Source organism: Methylocella sp. CPCC 101449, from assembly GCF_031921685.1.
Taxonomy (GTDB): Bacteria; Pseudomonadota; Alphaproteobacteria; order Rhizobiales; family Beijerinckiaceae; genus Terripilifer.
In genome coordinates, this window is record NZ_JAPDHU010000001.1 from 1,935,135 (window position 1) to 1,953,992 (window position 18,858).

The window sequence follows — 18,858 nt, forward strand, 5'->3', positions numbered from 1 at the left end:
GGTTAGACGGGAACAGGCCCCGGCACGCGCACGGCGATGACGGCTGGTGAGCCCTTGCGTGTTTGCCGCAAGCCTTCTTCCAGCGCGGGTGCCACATCGGCGGTTTCGGTGACCATGCGGCCATAACCGCCGTTGGCTTCCGCCAGTTTGGCGAAGTCCGGCGGCGGATCGAAAATGCCGCCGCTGTAATTGTCAGATCCCACTGCGACGCCTTGCGGATACATGCGTTTCAAGCCGGTCGTGCCGGTTGAATAGCTGCCGTTGACGAAGACGACGGAGAGATAGGGCGCCTTATGATAGTTCGCCGCCCAAAGGGCGGCCATCGGCGTGCCGAACATGAAATAGCCGTCGCCGCTTGCCAGCACGACATCGCGATCGGGCGCCGTCAGTTTGGCGCCGAAGGCGGCGCCCGAGCCCCAGCCGCCGGAACTGCCGCCGCTGCGGAAATAGCTGCCGCTTGTCTGACGATGCGCATAGGCGCGCACGAAATCGGCGTTGCTGATGGCATCGTTGAGCAGCACCGCCTCTGGGCTCAGAAGGCGGCCGAGTTCATGGGCGACATAGCAGCCATTGGGACGGCTTTGCTTGGCCGCTTCAGCGGCTTGCTGTTCGAGGTCCGCATCGATCTCGCGCTTGCGTGTCGCCAACTTCTCGCGCCTTAAGGCGATGCGATCGAGCGCGCTTTTGTCGAGCAGCTTTTCGGCTTCGGCGTGGACTGCGCGCAAGGTGAGCGCCACATTGGCGGGTGACCAGATGTCGGCGCGATATTCCATCGTCTTATAGCGCGATTGAACGGGATCGGTGCCGATCCAGGCAATTTTGGCATTGGCAGGGGGTGACTCGCGGCCGGGAATGAAGGGCGCGACGACATCCAGCATGAGCAGGACGTCGGCATCGCGCGAGCGCGCGCCGGTGCCGAAATGGGCATGGGTGTGGGGGAAGTTCATGCGGTCGGCGCCGGCATTCTCGGCAATCGGCAAAGCGAGAAGCTCCGACAATCGCACCAGTTCCGCGACGGCCGCGGGATCGCGACCGGAACGTTCGACGAAGACCAGCGGATTATGCGCATTGACCAGCCAGCGGGCGATGTCGCGGGCATCCTCCGGCGCCGGGGCCACCGGGCGCGCGATGCCCAATTGCGCTGCTGTCGGGAAATGCGACTCGCCGCCCGTGCGCAACATGGCGGTTTCGCGTGGGATCGACAGATAGACCGGGCCGCGTGCCTCGCTCATGGCGATCTGCAACAGGCGGCTGACGATGAGGCCGGGATTGTCCTGATGTTCGAGCCGATGATCGGCCTTGGTATAGTCGCGCACGATGCCGTTCTGGTCGCGCGGCTCCTGATGCCATTGCACGAGGGAGTCGCGCGCGCCGGGCATCGAGCCCGGGAAGGCGCGCGGGCCCGTGCCGCCCATGATCAGAACCGGATAGCCGCCGCGCCAAGCGGTGTGCAAAGCCGCGCCATAGTGAAACGTGCCGACATCGACGTGAACGATCGCGGCGGCGGGGCGGCCACTGATCATGGTCGAGCCGAGAGCGGCGTTCAAAGCGACGGATTCATGCACCATGGTGACGAGCTTGGGGGCTGGCGTGCCGCGCTGCTCGGCCTTGGCGATCGCTTCTTGAAAGAAATTGATCTCGGTGCCCGAGACGAAGAAGAGATGATCGATGCCGCCCTGTTTCATCGCCGCGACGACGGCGTCGGACCATTCGTCGGTCTTGCAGGTCTGCCAGAAATTATCCGTGCTCATTTCCACCCACTCTTATTATTGTGTTTGTTGGCGCGCGCGAAGGTTTCGCGCGCCCACGTCTTTTGATGCCGAAGTCTTACTCGGCCTTGATGCCTTTGCTGCGGATCAGCGGTTCCCAGCGGGCGAATTCGTCATTCAGCAGTTTGTCGAATTCGGCGGGTGTCGAGCCGACGGGGTCGATGCCGAGACTGTTCATGCGCTCGACCACGGCCGGGTCCTTCAGCGCGATGACCGTGTCCTTGTGAATCTTCTCGACGATCGGTTGCGGCGTGCCTTTCGGGACCATCAATCCGCTGAGCGCATAGACCTGGATATTGGGATAGCCGAGTTCGGCGAAAGTCGGCGTGTCGGGAAATTTGTCGGAGCGTTTCGCCGCCGCAATGGCAATGGGCGTGACGCCAGGCGTGCTCTTCATCGAGTTCGCTGCTTCAGGCACGAGGGCCAGAGTCAATTCCACTTCGCCGCGCGAAAAGGCTTCGACCGACGGCGCGCTGCCGCGATAAGGCACATGGATCAGGTCGATCTTGGCTTCTTCGGCGAAGAGCGCCACGCCGAGATGGCCGGACAGCCCTATGCCGGCTGAGCCGTAACGGACCTTGCCGGGATGCGCCTTGGCATAGTCGATCAATTCCTTGAGCGTCTTGACGGGCAAAGCGCTGCTGGCAAGCAGAACGTTCGGCGTCTGCCCGAGGACGGTGATCGGGATGAAGGCATCGCGCCCATAGGGCACTTTGTCCCGCAGCAGATGGGTCATCACGTTCCCAGCCAGCGTGCCGAGCAACAAGGTGTAGCCATCGGCGGGGGCGCGGGCCACGGCCTCGCTGCCGATCACGCCGCTCGCACCCGTGCGGTTTTCGACGATGACGGTCTGGCCCCATTGCTTGGAAAGCTGATTGGCGACCAGGCGCGCGGTGATGTCGGTCGCGCCGGCGGGAGGGAAGGGCACGATCAGGCGGACGTTATTGTTAGGATAGTTTTGTCCCATCGCGGTGCCAGCGAGTGGCAAGCTCACAGCCGCTCCGATGAGTATGCGCCTAACCCAATTCATTTTGTTTCCCCCAATGTTGCTGCGGCAAGATTTCTCCGGCGAGATTTCTCCGGTACCGGCGCCGTGCCAACGCGGCGCCGCAAAGTGGCCGATCAGGTCGTGCACCGCAAGTCCAAAGGGGCATCTTCATGATGTCGAATTGAGCAAACTGCCTTGCTCGTGTCTGGCATGCCGCTCGACGGCAATGTGCTGTTCGCGATGGTCGCGGAGATGAGATGCCGTTCGTGTGCCTAAGCCGATTTTGAGGTGATATTTGACCGCGAGCAAAATTCGGCCGGCGGCGTCGCTGGAAGCGGTTGTTTCAGCGTGGGCTTGCCGATATCAAACGATCGCACCCGATGAGCAAGCTCCGGGGCGGTTTCGATTGGGGAGGATGCGCTGAAGATGATCTCGTTCATCAAACGCAACACGGACGCTGTCGCGCCTTTCGCGACTGATTTACAAGCTCTTTTCTAAGAGGTCGCCGTGCCCCGTTCCGTCATCGTCCATGAAAATTTCTCCCGGCGCATCGCCGCGCTGGACTTTCCGCCCGGTGCGCCGCCCACGGCGGGGCTTTCGGCGGCCGAAGCCGTCGGGCTTTATCGCGCGCAATGCCTGTCGCGGGCGCTCGATCTGACCAGCCGCGCCATGCAGAAGGCAGGGCAGGGATTTTATACGATCGGTTCGTCCGGCCACGAGGGCATGGCCGCCGTGGCGCATGCCTTGTGCCCCACCGACATGGCTTTCCTGCATTATCGCGATGCCGCTTTTCAGATCGCCCGTGCCGCGCAAGTCCCCGGCCAGACGATCGCCTGGGACATGCTGCTTTCCTTCGCCGCGTCGAGCGAGGATCCGATTTCGGGCGGCCGGCATAAGGTGCTGGGCTCGAAAGCCCTGAACATTCCGCCGCAGACCTCGACCATCGCCAGCCACCTGCCGAAGGCGGTGGGCGCGGCCTATTCCATCGGTCTGGCTCGCCGGCATCAGCCGGAGCATCGGCAGCTGCCGGACGATGCCATCATCATGTGTTCGTTCGGCGATGCCTCGTCCAATCATTCGACGGCACAGGGCGCGTTCAACACGGCGTCATGGACCTCCTATCAGAGCATTCCGCTGCCGCTGTTGTTCGTCTGCGAGGACAATGGCATCGGCATTTCGGTGAAGACGCCGCGCGGCTGGGTGGGCGAGAATTTCAAGAACCGCCCTGGCCTCAAATATTTCTCCGCCAATGGCCTCGACCTTTATGAGACCTATGCGGTGGCGCGCGCGGCGGCGGATTATGTGCGCACGCGCCGCAAACCGGCCTTCCTGCATCTGCGCACCGTGCGGCTCTACGGCCACGCCGGGGCCGACATGCCGACCACTTACATGAGCAAGGACGAAGTGGAGGCCGAAGAGGCGAACGATCCGTTGCTGCATTCGGTGCGGCTGCTGCATGAAGCGGGTGCTCTATCGCCGCCGGAAGCTCTGGCCATCTATCAGGAGACCTGCGCCCGCACCGATCGGGTGGCCGCCGAGGCGATCCAGCGGCCAAAGCTCACAGATGCCGCCGGCGTCATGGCGAGCCTCATTCCTGACTCACGGCCTTGCCGCCCGAGCAATGGCCCGACCGAGGACGAGCGCGGCGCCGTGTTCGGTTCGGACCTGAACGCGATGAATACGCCGCAGCCGATGAGCCGCATCATCAATTGGGCGCTCGCCGATCTGATGCTGGAACATCCGGAAATCCTGCTGGCGGGTGAGGATGTCGGCCGCAAGGGCGGCGTCTACGGCGTGACGCAGAAGTTGCAGGCGCGCTTCGGCGCCGACCGGGTGATCGACACTTTGCTCGACGAGCAATCGATCCTCGGGCTTGCCATCGGCGCCAGCCACAATGGCTTCGTGCCGATCCCGGAGATTCAATTTCTGGCTTATCTGCACAATGCGGAAGATCAATTGCGCGGCGAAGCGGCAACCCTGTCGTTCTTCTCCGATCGGCAATACACCAATCCGATGATCGTGCGCATCGCCGGGCTCGGCTATCAGAAGGGCTTCGGCGGTCATTTCCATAACGACAATTCCATCGCCGTTTTGCGCGACATTCCAGGATTGGTCATCGCCTGCCCGTCGAATGGCGCGGATGCGGCGCGCATGCTGCGCGAATGCGTCCGGCTGGCGCGCGAGGAACAGCGGGTGATCGTGTTTCTCGAACCGATCGCGCTCTATCCCATGCGCGACCTTCATGCCGACAAGGATGGCCAGTGGATGTCGCTTTATCCGCCGCGCCAGGAGCGTATCGCTTTGGGTGAGGTGGGCGTGCATGGCACCGGCAAGGATTTGGCCATCGTCACGTTTGCCAATGGTTTCTACCTGGCCCGGCAGGCCGAGAAGGCCTTGCGCGAACGTGGCATCAATCTGCGCATCATCGATCTGAGATGGCTGGCGCCTCTGCCGGAGGCTTCGCTTCTGTCGGCGGTCGAGGGCTGCCGCAATATTCTGGTGGTCGACGAGTGCCGCCGCACCGGCGGTCAATCGGAAGCGCTGATCACCTTGTTCAATGCGCGCAAGACAGCGCCGGTGACGCGGATCGCGGCGCATGATTCCTTCATCGCGACAGGGCCTGCCTATGCGGCGACCTTGCCGTCGGCCGACGACATCGTCGCGGCGGCGCTGCGCATGATGGAGGTTCATGCGTGAAGACGGCTGTTGTCATCTGCCCAGGGCGCGGCACCTATAACAAGGCCGAACTCGGTTATCTCTCTCAACATCACGCGGACAAGCGCGATGTGTTTGCAGGGTTCGATGCGGTTCGCCGCGCCGGCGGGCAGGAGACCTTGCAGGAGCTCGATGGCGCGGCCTCCTATTCTGCGTCGCGTCATACGCGCGGCGACAATGCTTCGGCTTTGATCTACACCTGCACCACGGCCGATTTCGTGGCGATCGATCGTAAAGCCATCGAGATCGTCGCCGTCACCGGCAATTCCATGGGCTGGTATTCGGCACTGGCCTGTGCCGGTGCTCTGTCGCCGCAGGAGGGTTTCGCTCTCGCCAATGTGATGGGCACATTGATGCAGCAGCATCTCATCGGCGGCCAGTTGATCTACCCGTTCGCCGACGAAGCCTGGCGGATGGATTTGGCGCGTCGGGCCGAACTGCTGGCGCTCGTCCGCTCGATCGCCGACAAGCCAGAACATGATCTGGTGCTGTCGATCGATCTCGGCGGCATGCTGGTGATTGCCGGCAATGATGCGGGGCTCAAAGCCTTCGAGCGTCTGGTGCCGCGCGTGCAGGACCGCTTTCCCTTGCGGCTCGCCAATCATGCGGCCTTTCATACGCATTTGCAGGCGCCGGTGGCCGCAGCCGGTCGCGAGAAATGGCCGCGCGGTTCCTTCCTCCAGCCGTCGCTGCCCTTGGTCGATGGCCGGGGCGCGATCTGGTGGCCGGGCGCGAGCGATCTATCGGCGCTTTATGATTATACGCTCGGTCATCAGGTGACTGAAACTTACGATTTCACGCAAGCGATCACGGCTGCCGCGCGAGAATTCGCGCCCGATCTTTTCATCATCACCGGGCCTGGCACGACGATGGGTGGTGCCGTGGCGCAGTCGCTGATCCGCGCGCAGTGGAAGGCCATGGCATCGAAAGCGGATTTCGAAGCGGCGCAAAAGGCGAGGCCGGTCATCGCCGCCATGGGCATGGCCGATCAGCGCGCCACGGTCGTTTCTTAGGATTAGCGCCGGCTGCGCAGGTGGCAGACTTTCACTTTACCGCCTCGCCCATCGGCCCGCCACACGCAGCCGGGATTGCGCGGCGTGCGGTCGTAGAGGTGGATGACGGCGCGGCGCTTGCGATTGAACGTCTGGTTGGAAAAATCATGGCCACCGATGCGCACGTTTTTGCCAAAACGCACTTCGGCGGAGGCGGGCGCGCTGGCCGAGGCTGAAAGCGTTGCGGCAGCCGCCAGCAGCGTGGCGACGAGGAGGCGGCGCAAAGAGGTCATCGGCTTGCAGTCTCCTCGCTCATCTTGTCGAGACAAAACCATGACGGGCCTCCGTTCGTCGAAGAGGCCCGTCGTGAAGCGTGAATATGAAGGCCGAGACCGGCCAGCTTAAATCGGCTGGTTAAATCGGTTTGGCGCCGGGCGTGCCGCACTTGGCGAATTTGCCCTTGGCGTCCTTGCAGCGGTTGGAGGTGGCCGCCGCCGGCGCCGGGCACTTCATGAACTTGCCCTTGTCGTCCCGGCACCGCTCGGGCGCCTGCGCATAGGACGATGTGGGAACGGCGAACATCGCGGCGACGGCGATGGTGAGCGCGAGGATATTCTTCATCGATAACTCCTCTCCATGCGACCCGGGCCGAGTCGTCGGCGCGATCGTACACGCGCGAGTTGGCGGGTGCCACTCGGGGTATACATTGATGTTAACAGTGAAGTGGCGCCGCAAGAGGGACGCGGTCTGTCGCCGTCCTGATCATTGATTCTATTGGTTTTTATTTCCTTGTCGAAGCTGATGTGTGCTCGTGGAGCCGCGAGGCCATCGGACAATATCGAAGCGCTTCATGTCCGACGCGCGCATGCGCTGTCAAAGCGCGCCTCGCGGCTGTGGCGTCCCGGCCTCCATCCTATTAGTAAGGCATTCCAGAAACCTTCCGATGGCTGCCCTTCGACGCCGGACGACAATGCGAGACAGGCGGAACCAGCCGTGACCTTCATGACGACAAATCCGGCGCTTGCCCGGTCCCTGGCAGAGCGCGACTACACCAATGCGACGCCGGTGCAGCTTGCCGTGCTGGCGCCGGAGGCGGCGACGCGCGACCTCCTGGTGTCCGCGCAGACCGGCTCCGGCAAGACCGTCGCCTATGGCCTTGCCATGGCCGAGACGCTGCTGGGCACCGAGGAGCGATTTGCGCCTGCAACCGTGCCGCAAGCTTTGGTTGTGGCGCCCACGCGGGAATTGGCGCTGCAGGTGCAGCGGGAATTCGCCTGGCTCTATGGGGCGACCGGCGCGCGCATCATTTCCTGCGTCGGCGGCATGGATCCGCGCATGGAGCAACGCCTGCTGAACCAGGGCGCCCATATTGTCGTCGGCACGCCGGGGCGCCTGCGTGATCATCTGGAGCGTGGCAGCCTCGACATTTCCGCGTTGCGTGTCGTCGTGCTCGACGAGGCCGACGAGATGCTGAATCTTGGGTTTCGCGAGGATCTCGAATTCATTCTCGATGCCACGCCGCCTGAGCGGCGCAGCCTCTTGTTCTCCGCCACCATGCCGCGCGGCATCGTCACCTTGGCCAAGCGGTATCAGCACGATGCCTTGCGCATCGAAGTGGCGAGCGGGCAAGGCGGTCATGCCGATATCGAATATCGCGCGATCCGCGTCGCGCCGACCGAGATCGACCACGTGGTCGTCAACGTGCTGCGCTACTATGATACGCCCGGTGCGCTCGTGTTCTGCAACACGCGCGAAGCCGTCGGGCGTCTGCTGGCCATGCTTCAGGAGCGGCAATTTTCCGCCGTGGCTTTATCGGGCGAATTGAGCCAGAGGGATCGCAATCACGCCCTGCAAGCTCTGCGGGACGGGCGCGCCAAAGTCTGCGTCGCCACCGATGTCGCGGCGCGCGGCATCGATCTGCCAAACCTCGGCCTGGTCATTCACGCCGATCTGCCGAACGATGTCGAAAGCCTGCAGCACCGCAGCGGCCGCACCGGGCGGGCGGGCCGCAAGGGCGTGAGCGTGCTGCTGGTGCCACCGTTCCGTCGTCGTCGGATCGACGACACGCTGCGGGGCCTCAGCATCAAGCCGGTATGGTCCGGTCCACCGACCTCGGAAGACATTCGCAAGCTCGATCATGAACGCATGCTGGGCGACGCGGCGATCACCGACGAACCGAGTGAAGAGGATGCCAGTGCCGGCTTGGCGCTGCTCGCCGCGCATGCGCCCGAGCATCTGGCCGCCGCATTGGTGCGCCTCTATCGGGCGGGCTTGCCGGCGCCCGAGGAGGTCACCGATCCGGGCGAGGAGCGCATCGCGCGCACCCAGCGCGACCGTGCAGCCGAACGGGACCTCGGTGGCGGTGGGTTTGATGTCGGAGGCACCTGGTTCCGTCTCAATGTCGGCCGCCGCAACAATGCCGATCCGAAATGGCTGCTGCCGATGATCTGCCGACGCGGAAACCTGACGCGAAAGGATATCGGCGTGATCCGCATCCTCGACGAGGAGACGCATTTCGAGGTCGCGCCGGTCGCGGTCGCCCGCTTCAGCAAAGCGCTCCGCAAGGCCGATCGCGGTGACCCGATCATCGAGCCGTTGCCCGGCGGCCGGCCGGCTGGCGATGCGGAACGTCCGCGCGGCAAGCCGCATCAGGGCAAGCCGCCGTATGAGAAACCCTTCCACGGCAAGAAATTCCATAAAGAGCCTGGGCAAGGGAAATCCGCCGACGGCAAAGCGAAAGGCGGCAAGGCCGCGTTCGAGAAGCCGCGCGAGGGCAAGCCGTTGGGGCCTGGCAAAGGCGAGCGTCCGTCGAAGGGCGAGCGTCCGGACGCGGGCAAGAGCGGGCCAAAAGGAAAGCGGTCGCGGCGCCCCTGATGGAGGGAACGGATCGAGCAAATTTGAAAGTGGTGCCGCAAGAGGGATTCGAACCCCCGACCCCATCATTACGAATGATGTGCTCTACCAGCTGAGCTATTGCGGCGATTGGCTGCGCGCGGCGCGCCGAGAAGTGGCGCTTCCATAGCTAACCGGACTTGGCATTGCAACCTGTTTGGCAGCCTGTTCGGCCTTTCTCAACGCCCTCCCGTATGCTCCTGGATGGGCTGCGCCTCTCGCACCGCAATGACGGTGTGGTGTTAGCGATTCCCGCGTGACAGCGTTTTTGAGCGACCTGAGTACCTGTTCGCGTGAAGAAAACGCGTCAAAGCGGGAGCCCATCTCGCCGCCGCCTCGCACAGAGTGTCGGAAAGAACAAATCAGGAACATAAATCCGCCCGCCTTTCTTCCTATTTTGAGCCGGATTCGGTGCGGCGCGCGCAGCGCACAGGGGGAGAGCGGCTTTTGAACGGCGGAACATGGCATCAGGGCGGAAGAATCACCGTCGAACTTTGCGATCAACACCTGGCTCAATTTGCTTATCGACAACCGTCGCGCCGTCGCGCGTGCCGCTGGGGAACGGATTCCGCCGGCACGTCGTTCATCTCTCCTTATGGGGGAGGAAGCGAATTCTGAGGAACAACCCCATGCAAGGGTCATTACAGGGCCCCATTCCCGCGATCACTTCCTTGGCTTTGGCGCGCGAATCGTGGGCCGTCCCGTGTCCGCCATGGAGTGCCACGCCAACCGTCAAAACGGTGCTAGCTTCTCCCGAATCAGGAAAACCAGCCCTTCTTTTTCGGCTTGTCGGCCTCGGGTTCCGGGCCTGGATCGTCGGGGGCGGCGATGAAGGAGAGCGGTTTGGTCTCCGCCTTGGTTTTTTCAGGCTCGGGGGTTTCGGGCTTGGTGTCCAGTTTGGTCGGTTCGACCAGCACGACGGGCGCGGCTGCTTCGGTCACGGGCGCCGGGGTGTCGCTCTCGGCCAGGACGGCCTCGGCGTCGGAGGCGGCGTGTTCGATCAGTTTCGCATCCGAACCCGGCAGGTCGAGCGGCGCGACGAGGGGTTCGAGCGGTTCTTCTTCGGGGGCATGCAGGCGCTCGGCCGGGGTTTCCCAGCGGAAGGCGTCGATGCGGCCGGTGACGGGCGAGGCGGGCGCCCAGGTGTCGCTGATGACGCCGTCGGCGACCCAGGCGGGATCGCGCGGCGCGCGGGCGGCGCGGGCGAGCCATTCGCGCATGCGGCCGGACTGGCCGTATTCGGTCTCTTCGAGATCGGCCATCAGCAGGCAGATGCGCGCGGTGGGGCGGCTGGCATTGCCATCGAGCAGCGGTGCCATGGTCTCGCGCGCCAGCGCGAAGTCACGCGCGTCGATGGCGGCGCGGGCGACGGTGAGGCGGCTTTCGCGATGATCGGGGGCGAGGCGGGCGAGCGCTTGCGCGCGCACCAGGCGATCGGTGGAGGAATCGCCGGGTCGCAGATCCAGATAAGCGGCGGCGATGTCGGGATGGGGCAGAACGCGCCAGCCCGATTCCAGGACTTTGGCGGCGCGGCGAATGTCGTTCTTGCGTGCCAGCATGCGGCCGGCGAGCACGTAAGCCGGCAACAGATCGGGTGCGAGCTTGATCGCCTCGCGCGCCATTTGCAGCGCTTCGTCGGGCGCGCGGTCGGTGAGCGTCATGCCGATGCCGGTTTTCAGCACGGCGCGTTGCCGTTCGGCGGTGCGCCGGTCGATGGTCTTGCGGGCGAAATTGCGTTCGACGATATCGAGCGCGCCGCGCCAGTCGTCGCTCATGGCGCGATGTTCGATAATGGCTTGGCCGGCCCACGGCAGAGCGGCATCGGCGTGCGCCTGTTCGGCGATGGCGAAAGCGGTGGCATCGTCGCCGCGTCGGCGCGCTTCCGCATAAAGGCCGCGCAGACCGAACAGGCGTGTCGCCGGCAGTTCGGCCATGCGCTTGAAGGTTTCTTCCGCCGTGGCGCTGTCGCCGCTGATCTGCGCGGTCTGCGCTTTCAACAGCAAGGCCAGCGGTTCGTTGCCGAGCGTCTTCTCGGCGATGCGCGCCGCTTTGTTGGCGGCGGTGACGTCGCCGGCACCGGCAGCGATCATGCCTTGCGAGAGCGCCGTATAGCCCTTGTCGCGCTTGCGCATGCGCATGGCGATGGAGGCCAGGGTCGGCACGCGCAGCGCGAAGCGCAGCAGGCTCCACAGCACCATCAAGATGAAGGTGGCGACAAGGATAATGCCGAGGCCGACGACGGGAGACATTTCATAGCGCAGGCCGCCCCACACGACCGAGACCGTGCCCGGCTGGTCGGCGAACCAGGCGAGCGCGAAGGCGATGAGGGCCAGCAGCGCGATATAGATCAGAGTGCGGATCATGCGGTCCCCGCGCCGGTCAGGATTTGCGGCCGAGCGCGGCGAGCGCATCGGCGACGAGAGCGCGGGCCGCCGTGTCGGCAGCGAGGCGAGCCTTGGCCTGCGTTGCCCAATCGGCGGAGACAGCCTTGGCGGCGGCGGGCAGCAAATCCCAGGCGGTCATCGCGCCTGAAATATTGCCGGCGGTGAGCGCGGCTTCGATGCGGGCGACGAGATCGGTCGGCGTCGAGCCGGTGTTGTCGCCGGCCGGGCGCACGCGCACGAGCCGTTGCGCGGCTTGCGACAGCCGATCCATCAGGCCGGCATCGGCGGCGGGCTTTTCCAAAGCGATGAGTTTGTCTTCGAGCGCGATGAACGAACTGGCGAGCGCCTTGGCCGAGGGCGCGCCCGTGGCGGCGAAGGCATTCAGCGCCGCAAGACGATCAGGCGCGACACCGAGGCGGGCCAAGGTATCGATTTCGCTTTTCAGCGGCGCGCCGCGTTCGAGCGCTTGCTGCAAGGACTGCGCGGCGATGGCTTGTGCGGTGGCGCGGCTGCGCGCAGCTTCCTCATCCACCTTCGCGGTGGCGGCTTTCGCCGCTTCGCTGCTGCCGGTGATGGAGGATTGCAGCGGTTGCAACCGTTGCTCGACGGCGGCGATGCGCGCTTCGAGCGGCTTGATGTCGACGGGTGGCGCGGCGGGCGCAGCCGGTGTTGGTTCGATGCGCGATTCCGTGGCGCGCTCCGAAGCCTTTGGCGCGGCAGCCGCCGCTTCCAAAGCGGCGAGACGCTTGGTGACATCGGCGGACAGGCTGTCGGTTGATACAGGCGCGGCTGGTTGTGGTTTTTCCAGAGCCGCGAGGCGCTGTTCGAGCGGCGCGAGGTTGAGCGGCGCGGGTGCGGCTGGCGTCGCCGTCGCGGTTTTGATCTGGGCCTCGGCGGCGGCGATGCGTTTATCCAATGTCGCGAGCGCATTGGTCGAGGGTGCGGCGGCCAGGCGCGTTTCCACCGTAGCGACCCGCTTTTCGAGTGCGGCGACGGCCGGGTTGGCGCTGGGCGGTGTCGCGGTGAACTGTTGCCAGCCGGCGGCGCCGATCAGCGCGACCACCGCGCCGACGAGGCCGGCGACGGCTGCGGGCACGTAGGAGGTCGAGGCCGGCGGTGGCGATGGCATGTGCGGGGCCGAATCGGCGGACGTTGCTGTCGTGTCCGTCGGCGTCTCGGTCGCAGGTTCGCTGATTGGTTCTTGGATCGGTTCTTGAGCCGTTTCTTGAACCGGCTCTTGAGCCGGTGGCGTCATGTCCTCGGCTCGGGCGTCGATGGTGGCGGGCTCGCGGCGGGAGCTGCGGCTGGCTCTATCGGAGGCCGGCGAAGCGCTTGCGTCGCGTTTGTCGTCACTCATGGTCAATTACCCACTCATACGCGAAATGATCAGCCTTCAAGGTATAGGCCATGGCGGCGGCTGGCGGAACCACCGATGCTCGTTGTTAAGGTCGCAACCGGTCGATCGCTGCGGCCAAAGCCAGGGTGCGGGCGGCGATTTCGGCATGCAAACGTTCCACCATCCGTCCCTTGATCGAGACGGCGCCCAAATTCGCCGCTTCGGGCGCGGCGAAAGCTTCGACGATGGTGCGGGCCTCAGCGATGTCGTCGGCGCTCGGCGCGAAAATTTCGTTGGCGAGTGCGATCTGATTGGGATGGATCAAGGTTTTGCCATCGTAGCCGAGTGTACGCGCGGCTTCGCATTCGCTGCGCAGACCATCCGTATCGGAGAAGTCGTTCATGACGCTGTCGAGAATCGCCAGGTCATAGGCGCGTGCGGCGAGCAGGCACCGCACGAGTACGGGCTGCCAATGGTCGCGGTTGCTGGTGAGGCGCGCGCCGGTGTCTTTGGCCAGATCATTGAGGCCGAGGACGAAAGCCGAGAGCCGTGCCGAGGGATCGACCGAGGTCGCCGCGATATTGCGGATGTCGAGCACGCCGAGCGGCGTCTCGATCATGATCCACAGCCGGGTGCTCTCGGGAAAACCCATTTGCGAAAGCGTGTGCCCGGCGCGGATCACCTGGCCGGGGGCGATGATTTTCGGCACCAGAATGGCGTCGGGCGGCCGGCTGGCGCGCGCCAGAGCGGCGAGGTCGTCCTGAGCGAGCGGCGTATCGAAGCTGTTGATGCGCACGATCAATTCGCGCCGGCCGTAGGTCCCGCTCGCCAGGGCGGTCAGGATGTTTTGGCGGGCCAGGTCCTTCTGATTGGGCGCGACCGCGTCCTCAAGGTCGAAAATCAGGGCATCTGCTTGTAAATCGCGGGCTTTTTCCAATGCCCGAGCATTGGAGCCGGGCATATAAAGGACGCTGCGGCGCGGGCGCGGCGGGGCAGGCGAAGCGGCCAAATCGGCGGTTTGGGCTGGCGTCATGGGCGGCTTATCGCACAAATCCTCGCACAATGCTGCCTTGCAAAAAGGGGGTTCGCGCCATCGCCTGGCGGGAGTATGAAGCCTCGCAAGTGGTTCTCGGAATTAGGAGGTTTTATGTCCTCGCGCCCTCCCGTCGCGCCCGGCTTTCCCGAGCAGCTCGAACAGGGGTATCGCTCCTTCCTATCCGGGCGTTTCCGAGCCGAGCAGGAGCGTTTCGCAGAACTCGCCAGCGGCCAGAGCCCGCGCGTTCTGTTGATCGGCTGTTGCGATTCGCGTGTTTCGCCGGAAACCATTTTCGATGCCCGGCCCGGCGAAATCTTCGTTCTGCGCAACGTTGCCAATCTGGTGCCGCCCTATGCGCCCAACGACGATTATCACGGTACGTCGGCGGCGCTGGAATTCGCGGTGATGGGCCTGCGGGTCGAGCATGTGGTCGTCATGGGCCACGCTCGCTGCGGCGGCATCAAGGCGTTTGTTGAAAACGAGGTCGATCCCTATTCGCGGCCGCTGTCGCCGGGCGATTTCATCGGCAAATGGATCCGGCTGGTGCAGCCGGCCTTCGAGGCGCTGGGCGCGCCGCCGGAGGACGGGCCGCTCGATGGCTTCATCGCCAAGCTGGAATTGGAGGCGATTCGCCAGTCGCTGGCCAATCTGCGGACTTTTCCGTGTATTTCGACCTTGGAACAGCGAGGTCTGCTGCAATTGCATGGCGCCTATTTCGGCGTGATGGACGGCAAGCTCCTTGCCTATGATGAGGCGAGTGGCCAATTCAATCCGGTTGCCGCCGAAGCCCATGCCCTGGCGTTACAGGAGCCGCGCTTTTAGCGAGGTTCCGGCGGGCCCGTTGAAGAGGTTTTTGCCGATGTCGTCACCGACGCCGCTGTCCGCGCTCGATCTGTCTTTCGTCACCACGCAGACGCCGCCCTCCAAGGCTCTGGCGCAGACGATCGAATTGGCGAAACATCTCGATGGTCTGGGCTACAAGCGGCTTTGGCTTGCCGAACATCATAGCCTCGCTTCGATTGCGTCGAGCGCGCCGGAAATCATGATCGGCCAGGTCGCGGCGGTGACGCAGAATATCCGCGTCGGTTCCGGCGGCGTGATGTTGACCAATCACGCGCCGTTGATGGTGGCGGAACGGTTCAAACTGTTGGAAGCTCTGTTCCCCGGCCGTATCGATCTTGGCCTCGGGCGTGCGCCGGGCACCGATCAGGTGACGGCTTTCGCGCTGCGCCGAAAGATGGAAGAGCGCCAGGGCGACGACTTTCTTGAGCGGCTGCAAGAGCTGATGCTGTGGGAGACGGGCGAATTTCCCGAAGGTCATCCGTTCAACAAAGTTTTCGCCATGCCGACCGACGCGCCGCTGCCGCCGATCTGGCTGCTCGGCTCCAGCGACTACAGCGCCCAGCTCGCGGCGCAGATCGGCGTCGGCTATTCCTTCGCCTCGCATTTCTCCGATTTCGATGCGGTGGCGCCGATGCGCGCTTATCGCGAACTCTTCCGGCCTTCCGAAGGGCTGGAGAAGCCCTATTCGATCATCGCACTCGCCGCCGTCGTCGCCGAGACGGATGAGGAAGCCGATCATCTGGCCAAGACCTATGATCTGAACTGGATCCGCCGGGCGCGCGGCGAGATGAAGCCGCTGGCGAGCCCGGAAGAGGCGGATGCGCATCCGTGGACCGAGGCGGAGCGCGCTTATGTGGCGCGCAAACGCGTCCGGCTGTTTGCCGGTTCGCCGCGCACCGTCGTCACGCGCCTGCGCCGTTTCGTCGAGGAGACGGAAGCCGATGAGGTCATGGTCACGTCATCGGTCTTCGATCATGGCAAGCGGATGCGGTCTTATGAACTGCTGATGCGCGAATGGGTTGCCTCAGTGGGCGCGCCTGCGACGTTAGAAGCCTGATTTTTACACAATCGTTGTGCTATATAGGTGTCGTCCAAAACCTAGAAGGATGACACGTGAGCGACGCAGCTTTGCAGATCGAGGCTTTCTTTGATGAGCCGACCAATACGGTCAGCTATCTCGTCTTCGATGGGTTGAGCCGGCATGGCGCGGTCATCGATCCTGTACTCGATTACGATCACAAGTCCGGCGAGGTCGACAATCGCTCGGTCGATACCGTTCTGGCGCGGGCGAAAACGCTCGGTCTGACCATCGACTGGGTGCTGGAAACTCATGCCCATGCCGATCATCTGTCGGGCGCGCCCTATATTCGCGCCAAGACGGGTGCCAAGGTCGGCATTGGCGAACATATCCGCGACGTGCAGCGCATCTTCCGGCCGATCTTCAACATGCCGGATTTGAAAACCGATGGCAGCGATTTCGATCGCCTGTTCGTTGATGGCGAGCGCTTTTCCATCGGCGGTCTCACCGTCGAAGTGATTCACACGCCGGGCCACACGCCGGCTTGCGTCGCCTACAGGATCGGCGATGCGGTGTTCGTCGGCGACACCTTGTTCATGCCCGATTACGGCACGGCGCGCGCCGATTTTCCCGGTGGCGATGCGCGCCAGCTCTATCGCTCAATCCACAAACTGCTGACCTTGCCGCCGCAGACGCGCCTGTTCATGTGCCACGACTACAAGGCGCCGGGTCGCGACGTCTATGCGTGGGAAACGACAGTGGCGGCCGAGCGCAACAACGTGCATGTGCGCGCTGGGATCAGCGAGGACGATTTCGCCGCGATGCGCGAGAAGCGCGACAGCACGCTCTCGGCGCCGACGCTGTTGCTGCCGTCGATCCAGGTCAACATCCGCGCCGGCAAGTTTCCGCCGGCGGAGAGCAACGGCGTGCGATATCTGCTGATCCCGGTGGTGGCGAAACATTCGGATGTGATTGCTTAAGACGCATGGAAGCGTTGCTCTGGATTCCCGCTCGCGGCTTCGCCACGTCGGGAATGACACCTAGGCTTCGGTCCATTCTTTCAGCAGCGATGTCATGGGCGAAGGCCCGCATCTTCGTGTCATCCCCGACAGCCGCGTAGCGGCTGAGCGGGGATCCAGGGGCGTGCGGTAGAGTGCTTGCTTCATAAGAGAACGTTGCGCTGAAAGACTGAAGCGTTTGCCCCTGGATACCGGATCACGCTGCGCGTGTCCGGTATGACACCGAGATGTCGCGCATTATTGAAGCTCTAAGGCTTCTTCAACAAATCCGGCCGCCGCTCCCGCGTAATCCGCTCCGCTTCCTCGCGCCGCCATTTGGCGATCTTGGCGTGATCGCCGTTGAGCAGCACGTCAGGAATGTCGCGGCCTTCCCAGGTGCGCGGGCGGGTGTAGTGGGGATATTCGAGCAGGTCGTTTTCGAAACTTTCCTCGCTGCCGGACGTGAGCTTGCCCATGACGCCGGGGATGAGGCGTACGCAGGCATCGATCAGCACCATCGCTGCGATCTCGCCGCCGGACAGCACGTAATCGCCGATCGACACTTCCTCGAGGCGGCGTGCTTCGATCACCCGTTCGTCGACGCCTTCGAACCGGCCGCAGACGATGATGGCGCCTTCGCCTTCGACAAGCGCGCGCACCCGTGTTTGCGTCAGCGGCCGGCCGCGTGGCGACATCAACAGGCGCGGGCGATGGTCGGTGCTGCCAAGCGTCGTATCGAGGGAGGCGGCCAGCACGTCGGTGCGGATCACCATGCCGGGGCCGCCGCCGGCTGGCGTGTCGTCGACAGCGCGATGGCGGCCGAGGCCCTGGTCGCGGATGTTGTGGATTTCGAGCGCCCACAGACCGCGCTTCAACGCTTCGCCCGACAGCGACAGGCCGAGGGGGCCGGGAAACATGTCGGGCATCAAAGTGAAAATGCTGGCGCGGAAGGTCATAGCTTGCCTTCCTTCACGCCGAGCGCATCGGCAAGGCGCATTTTTGCGCTGCCCGGCTGCAAGGGCTTCTGCTGGCTTTCATGCGGCACCCAGCCCGACAGCCAGATGAATTCGAACGTGGCGCGCAGGCGCCCGTCCGCGTCGGCATGGCGTTCCGCATAAATTTCGGCGGCGCGCAGGAAGAGGGCGCGGCGGGTCGGCCGGCGCAGTCGCTGGGTCAGCACATTGGTGGCGCCCATGGCGCGGAGGTCAGCCATCAGGCTGAAGAGATTGGCGTAGCGCACGGTGATGGTTTCGCTGTCGGTGACGGGCAGCGCGAAGCCCGCCCGTTGAAGCAAAGCGCCGAGGTCGCGGATATCGGCGAAGGGAGCAACGCGCGGGCTGGCGCCGCCCAGAATTTCCTCCTCGGCGGCGGCGAGCGCGCCGCGCAATTCGGTGAGCGTCTGGCCGCCGGCCATACAGGCCAGGAACAATCCGTCCGGGGCAAGGGCACGGCGGATCTGGATCAGGGTGCCCGGCAGGTCGTTGACCCATTGCAGGGCAAGCGCCGAGACCGCGAGATCGAAACTCGCTGGAGCGAAGGGCAGGGTTTCGGCGTCGCAGACCAGGGTTTCGATTGGGGGCACGGCCGGTTCGGGCCGCGGCGCGGCGCGGGTGACATGGCGGTCGGGCCTGACGGCGAGGGCCTGGGCCAGGAGCGGCGTTGGCGTGGCGAGATCGAGCACGCGCGGGAAGGGGCGCAGGATCGTCTCGAGCCGGCTGGTGAGGTCGTCGACGGCGCGTTCGAGCAGGAAAGTGGCCGGCGGTTTCTGGGCGGCGCGCGCCAGCCGCCGCGCCAGGAGGGCGCGGTCGAAAATCTGCGGCGGTGCGGCTGATGTCGTGGTCATGGCGGCATATTGCGCGGCGGGGCTTCAGCGTAAAGCGCTGTTTC

At 64.3% G+C, this 18,858-nt stretch carries 15 protein-coding genes and 1 tRNA gene; 6 read left to right on the forward strand and 10 right to left on the reverse strand.

The genetic code is table 11. The annotated features are described in order from the left end of the window. Nucleotides 1-2: 2 nt before the first annotated feature. Together OIM99_RS08965 and OIM99_RS08970 are read right to left on the reverse strand one after the other, a co-directional pair. Complete coding sequence (locus tag OIM99_RS08965; protein ID WP_311849990.1) at nucleotides 3-1,751, reverse strand: thiamine pyrophosphate-requiring protein; 1,749 nt, start codon at nucleotides 1,749-1,751, stop codon at nucleotides 3-5. 76 nt (nucleotides 1,752-1,827) lie between these two features. Next, complete coding sequence (locus OIM99_RS08970) at nucleotides 1,828-2,763, reverse strand: tripartite tricarboxylate transporter substrate binding protein (RefSeq protein ID WP_311849991.1); 936 nt, start codon at nucleotides 2,761-2,763, stop codon at nucleotides 1,828-1,830. Nucleotides 2,764-3,264: 501 nt separating this feature from the next. On the opposite strand from OIM99_RS08970, the gene OIM99_RS08975 reads away from it, so the two are divergent. Next, on the forward strand, nucleotides 3,265-5,454 hold the full coding sequence (locus tag OIM99_RS08975; protein ID WP_311849992.1) for a thiamine pyrophosphate-dependent enzyme: 2,190 nt from the start codon (nucleotides 3,265-3,267) through the stop codon (nucleotides 5,452-5,454). Further along, nucleotides 5,451-6,485 carry an ACP S-malonyltransferase gene (locus tag OIM99_RS08980; RefSeq protein WP_311849993.1) on the forward strand — a complete coding sequence of 345 codons (1,035 nt, stop codon included), beginning with the start codon at nucleotides 5,451-5,453 and terminating at the stop codon, nucleotides 6,483-6,485. Before OIM99_RS08975 ends, OIM99_RS08980 begins: the two co-directional genes overlap by 4 nt. A 2-nt stretch (nucleotides 6,486-6,487) precedes the next feature. Here OIM99_RS08980 and OIM99_RS08985 read toward each other — a convergent pair whose 3' ends face one another. Together OIM99_RS08985 and OIM99_RS08990 are read right to left on the reverse strand one after the other, a co-directional pair. Then, on the reverse strand, nucleotides 6,488-6,757 hold the full coding sequence (locus OIM99_RS08985; protein WP_409371489.1) for a hypothetical protein: 270 nt from the start codon (nucleotides 6,755-6,757) through the stop codon (nucleotides 6,488-6,490). Nucleotides 6,758-6,878: 121 nt separating this feature from the next. Beyond that, nucleotides 6,879-7,085 (reverse strand): hypothetical protein, encoded by a 207-nt coding sequence (locus OIM99_RS08990; RefSeq protein WP_311849994.1) that lies wholly within the window; start codon nucleotides 7,083-7,085, stop codon nucleotides 6,879-6,881. A gap of 381 nt (nucleotides 7,086-7,466) precedes the next feature. Here OIM99_RS08990 and OIM99_RS08995 point away from each other — a divergent pair, with 381 nt between their 5' ends. Beyond that, nucleotides 7,467-9,338, forward strand: coding sequence for a DEAD/DEAH box helicase (locus tag OIM99_RS08995; RefSeq protein WP_311849995.1), 1,872 nt, complete (start codon nucleotides 7,467-7,469; stop codon nucleotides 9,336-9,338). Between the two features lie 30 nt (nucleotides 9,339-9,368). Here OIM99_RS08995 and OIM99_RS09000 read toward each other — a convergent pair. The 4 genes from OIM99_RS09000 to OIM99_RS09015 all read right to left on the reverse strand — a co-directional run bounded on the left by OIM99_RS09000 (nucleotide 9,369) and on the right by OIM99_RS09015 (nucleotide 14,109). Beyond that, nucleotides 9,369-9,444: transfer RNA gene (locus OIM99_RS09000), tRNA-Thr, on the reverse strand. A 670-nt stretch (nucleotides 9,445-10,114) separates the two neighbouring features. Next, a complete protein-coding gene (locus tag OIM99_RS09005; RefSeq protein WP_311849996.1) occupies nucleotides 10,115-11,719 on the reverse strand; it encodes a heme biosynthesis HemY N-terminal domain-containing protein in 1,605 nt (534 codons plus the stop codon). A gap of 16 nt (nucleotides 11,720-11,735) precedes the next feature. Next, on the reverse strand, nucleotides 11,736-13,097 hold the full coding sequence (locus OIM99_RS09010) for a hypothetical protein (protein WP_311849997.1): 1,362 nt from the start codon (nucleotides 13,095-13,097) through the stop codon (nucleotides 11,736-11,738). 85 nt (nucleotides 13,098-13,182) lie between these two features. After that, complete coding sequence (locus OIM99_RS09015) at nucleotides 13,183-14,109, reverse strand: CoA ester lyase (RefSeq protein ID WP_311849998.1); 927 nt, start codon at nucleotides 14,107-14,109, stop codon at nucleotides 13,183-13,185. Between the two features lie 114 nt (nucleotides 14,110-14,223). Here OIM99_RS09015 and OIM99_RS09020 point away from each other — a divergent pair, with 114 nt between their 5' ends. Genes OIM99_RS09020 through OIM99_RS09030 form a run of 3 tightly spaced genes read left to right on the forward strand, consistent with a single transcriptional unit; the run spans nucleotide 14,224 to nucleotide 16,953 of the window. Then, complete coding sequence (locus tag OIM99_RS09020; RefSeq protein WP_311849999.1) at nucleotides 14,224-14,934, forward strand: carbonic anhydrase; 711 nt, start codon at nucleotides 14,224-14,226, stop codon at nucleotides 14,932-14,934. A 37-nt stretch (nucleotides 14,935-14,971) separates the two neighbouring features. Continuing rightward, complete coding sequence (locus OIM99_RS09025) at nucleotides 14,972-16,012, forward strand: LLM class flavin-dependent oxidoreductase (protein WP_311850000.1); 1,041 nt, start codon at nucleotides 14,972-14,974, stop codon at nucleotides 16,010-16,012. Between the two features lie 56 nt (nucleotides 16,013-16,068). Then, a complete protein-coding gene (locus OIM99_RS09030) occupies nucleotides 16,069-16,953 on the forward strand; it encodes an MBL fold metallo-hydrolase (protein ID WP_311850001.1) in 885 nt (294 codons plus the stop codon). Nucleotides 16,954-17,240: 287 nt separating this feature from the next. On the opposite strand, the gene trmD is transcribed toward OIM99_RS09030, so the two are convergent. Then, nucleotides 17,241-17,927 (reverse strand): tRNA (guanosine(37)-N1)-methyltransferase TrmD, encoded by a 687-nt coding sequence (gene trmD / locus OIM99_RS09035; protein WP_311850002.1) that lies wholly within the window; start codon nucleotides 17,925-17,927, stop codon nucleotides 17,241-17,243. Beyond that, nucleotides 17,924-18,814: a methyltransferase domain-containing protein gene (locus OIM99_RS09040; protein WP_311850003.1), complete on the reverse strand. Its 891-nt coding sequence runs from the start codon at nucleotides 18,812-18,814 to the stop codon at nucleotides 17,924-17,926. Before OIM99_RS09040 ends, trmD begins: the two co-directional genes overlap by 4 nt. Nucleotides 18,815-18,858: the final 44 nt, after the last annotated feature.

Bases quoted from the DNA above. Each gene is read 5' to 3' on its own strand.
- trmD (WP_311850002.1), bottom strand. From the start codon at position 17,927: ATGACCTTCCGCGCCAGCATTTTCACTTTGATGCCCGACATGTTTCCC.
- OIM99_RS08990 (WP_311849994.1), bottom strand. From the start codon at position 7,085: ATGAAGAATATCCTCGCGCTCACCATCGCCGTCGCCGCGATGTTCGCC.
- OIM99_RS08985 (WP_409371489.1), bottom strand. From the start codon at position 6,757: ATGACCTCTTTGCGCCGCCTCCTCGTCGCCACGCTGCTGGCGGCTGCC.
- OIM99_RS09040 (WP_311850003.1), bottom strand. From the start codon at position 18,814: ATGACCACGACATCAGCCGCACCGCCGCAGATTTTCGACCGCGCCCTC.
- OIM99_RS09015 (WP_311849998.1), bottom strand. From the start codon at position 14,109: ATGACGCCAGCCCAAACCGCCGATTTGGCCGCTTCGCCTGCCCCGCCG.
- OIM99_RS09005 (WP_311849996.1), bottom strand. From the start codon at position 11,719: ATGATCCGCACTCTGATCTATATCGCGCTGCTGGCCCTCATCGCCTTC.
- OIM99_RS09010 (WP_311849997.1), bottom strand. From the start codon at position 13,097: ATGAGTGACGACAAACGCGACGCAAGCGCTTCGCCGGCCTCCGATAGA.
- OIM99_RS08995 (WP_311849995.1), top strand. From the start codon at position 7,467: ATGACGACAAATCCGGCGCTTGCCCGGTCCCTGGCAGAGCGCGACTAC.
- OIM99_RS09020 (WP_311849999.1), top strand. From the start codon at position 14,224: ATGTCCTCGCGCCCTCCCGTCGCGCCCGGCTTTCCCGAGCAGCTCGAA.
- OIM99_RS09025 (WP_311850000.1), top strand. From the start codon at position 14,972: ATGTCGTCACCGACGCCGCTGTCCGCGCTCGATCTGTCTTTCGTCACC.
- OIM99_RS08965 (WP_311849990.1), bottom strand. From the start codon at position 1,751: ATGAGCACGGATAATTTCTGGCAGACCTGCAAGACCGACGAATGGTCC.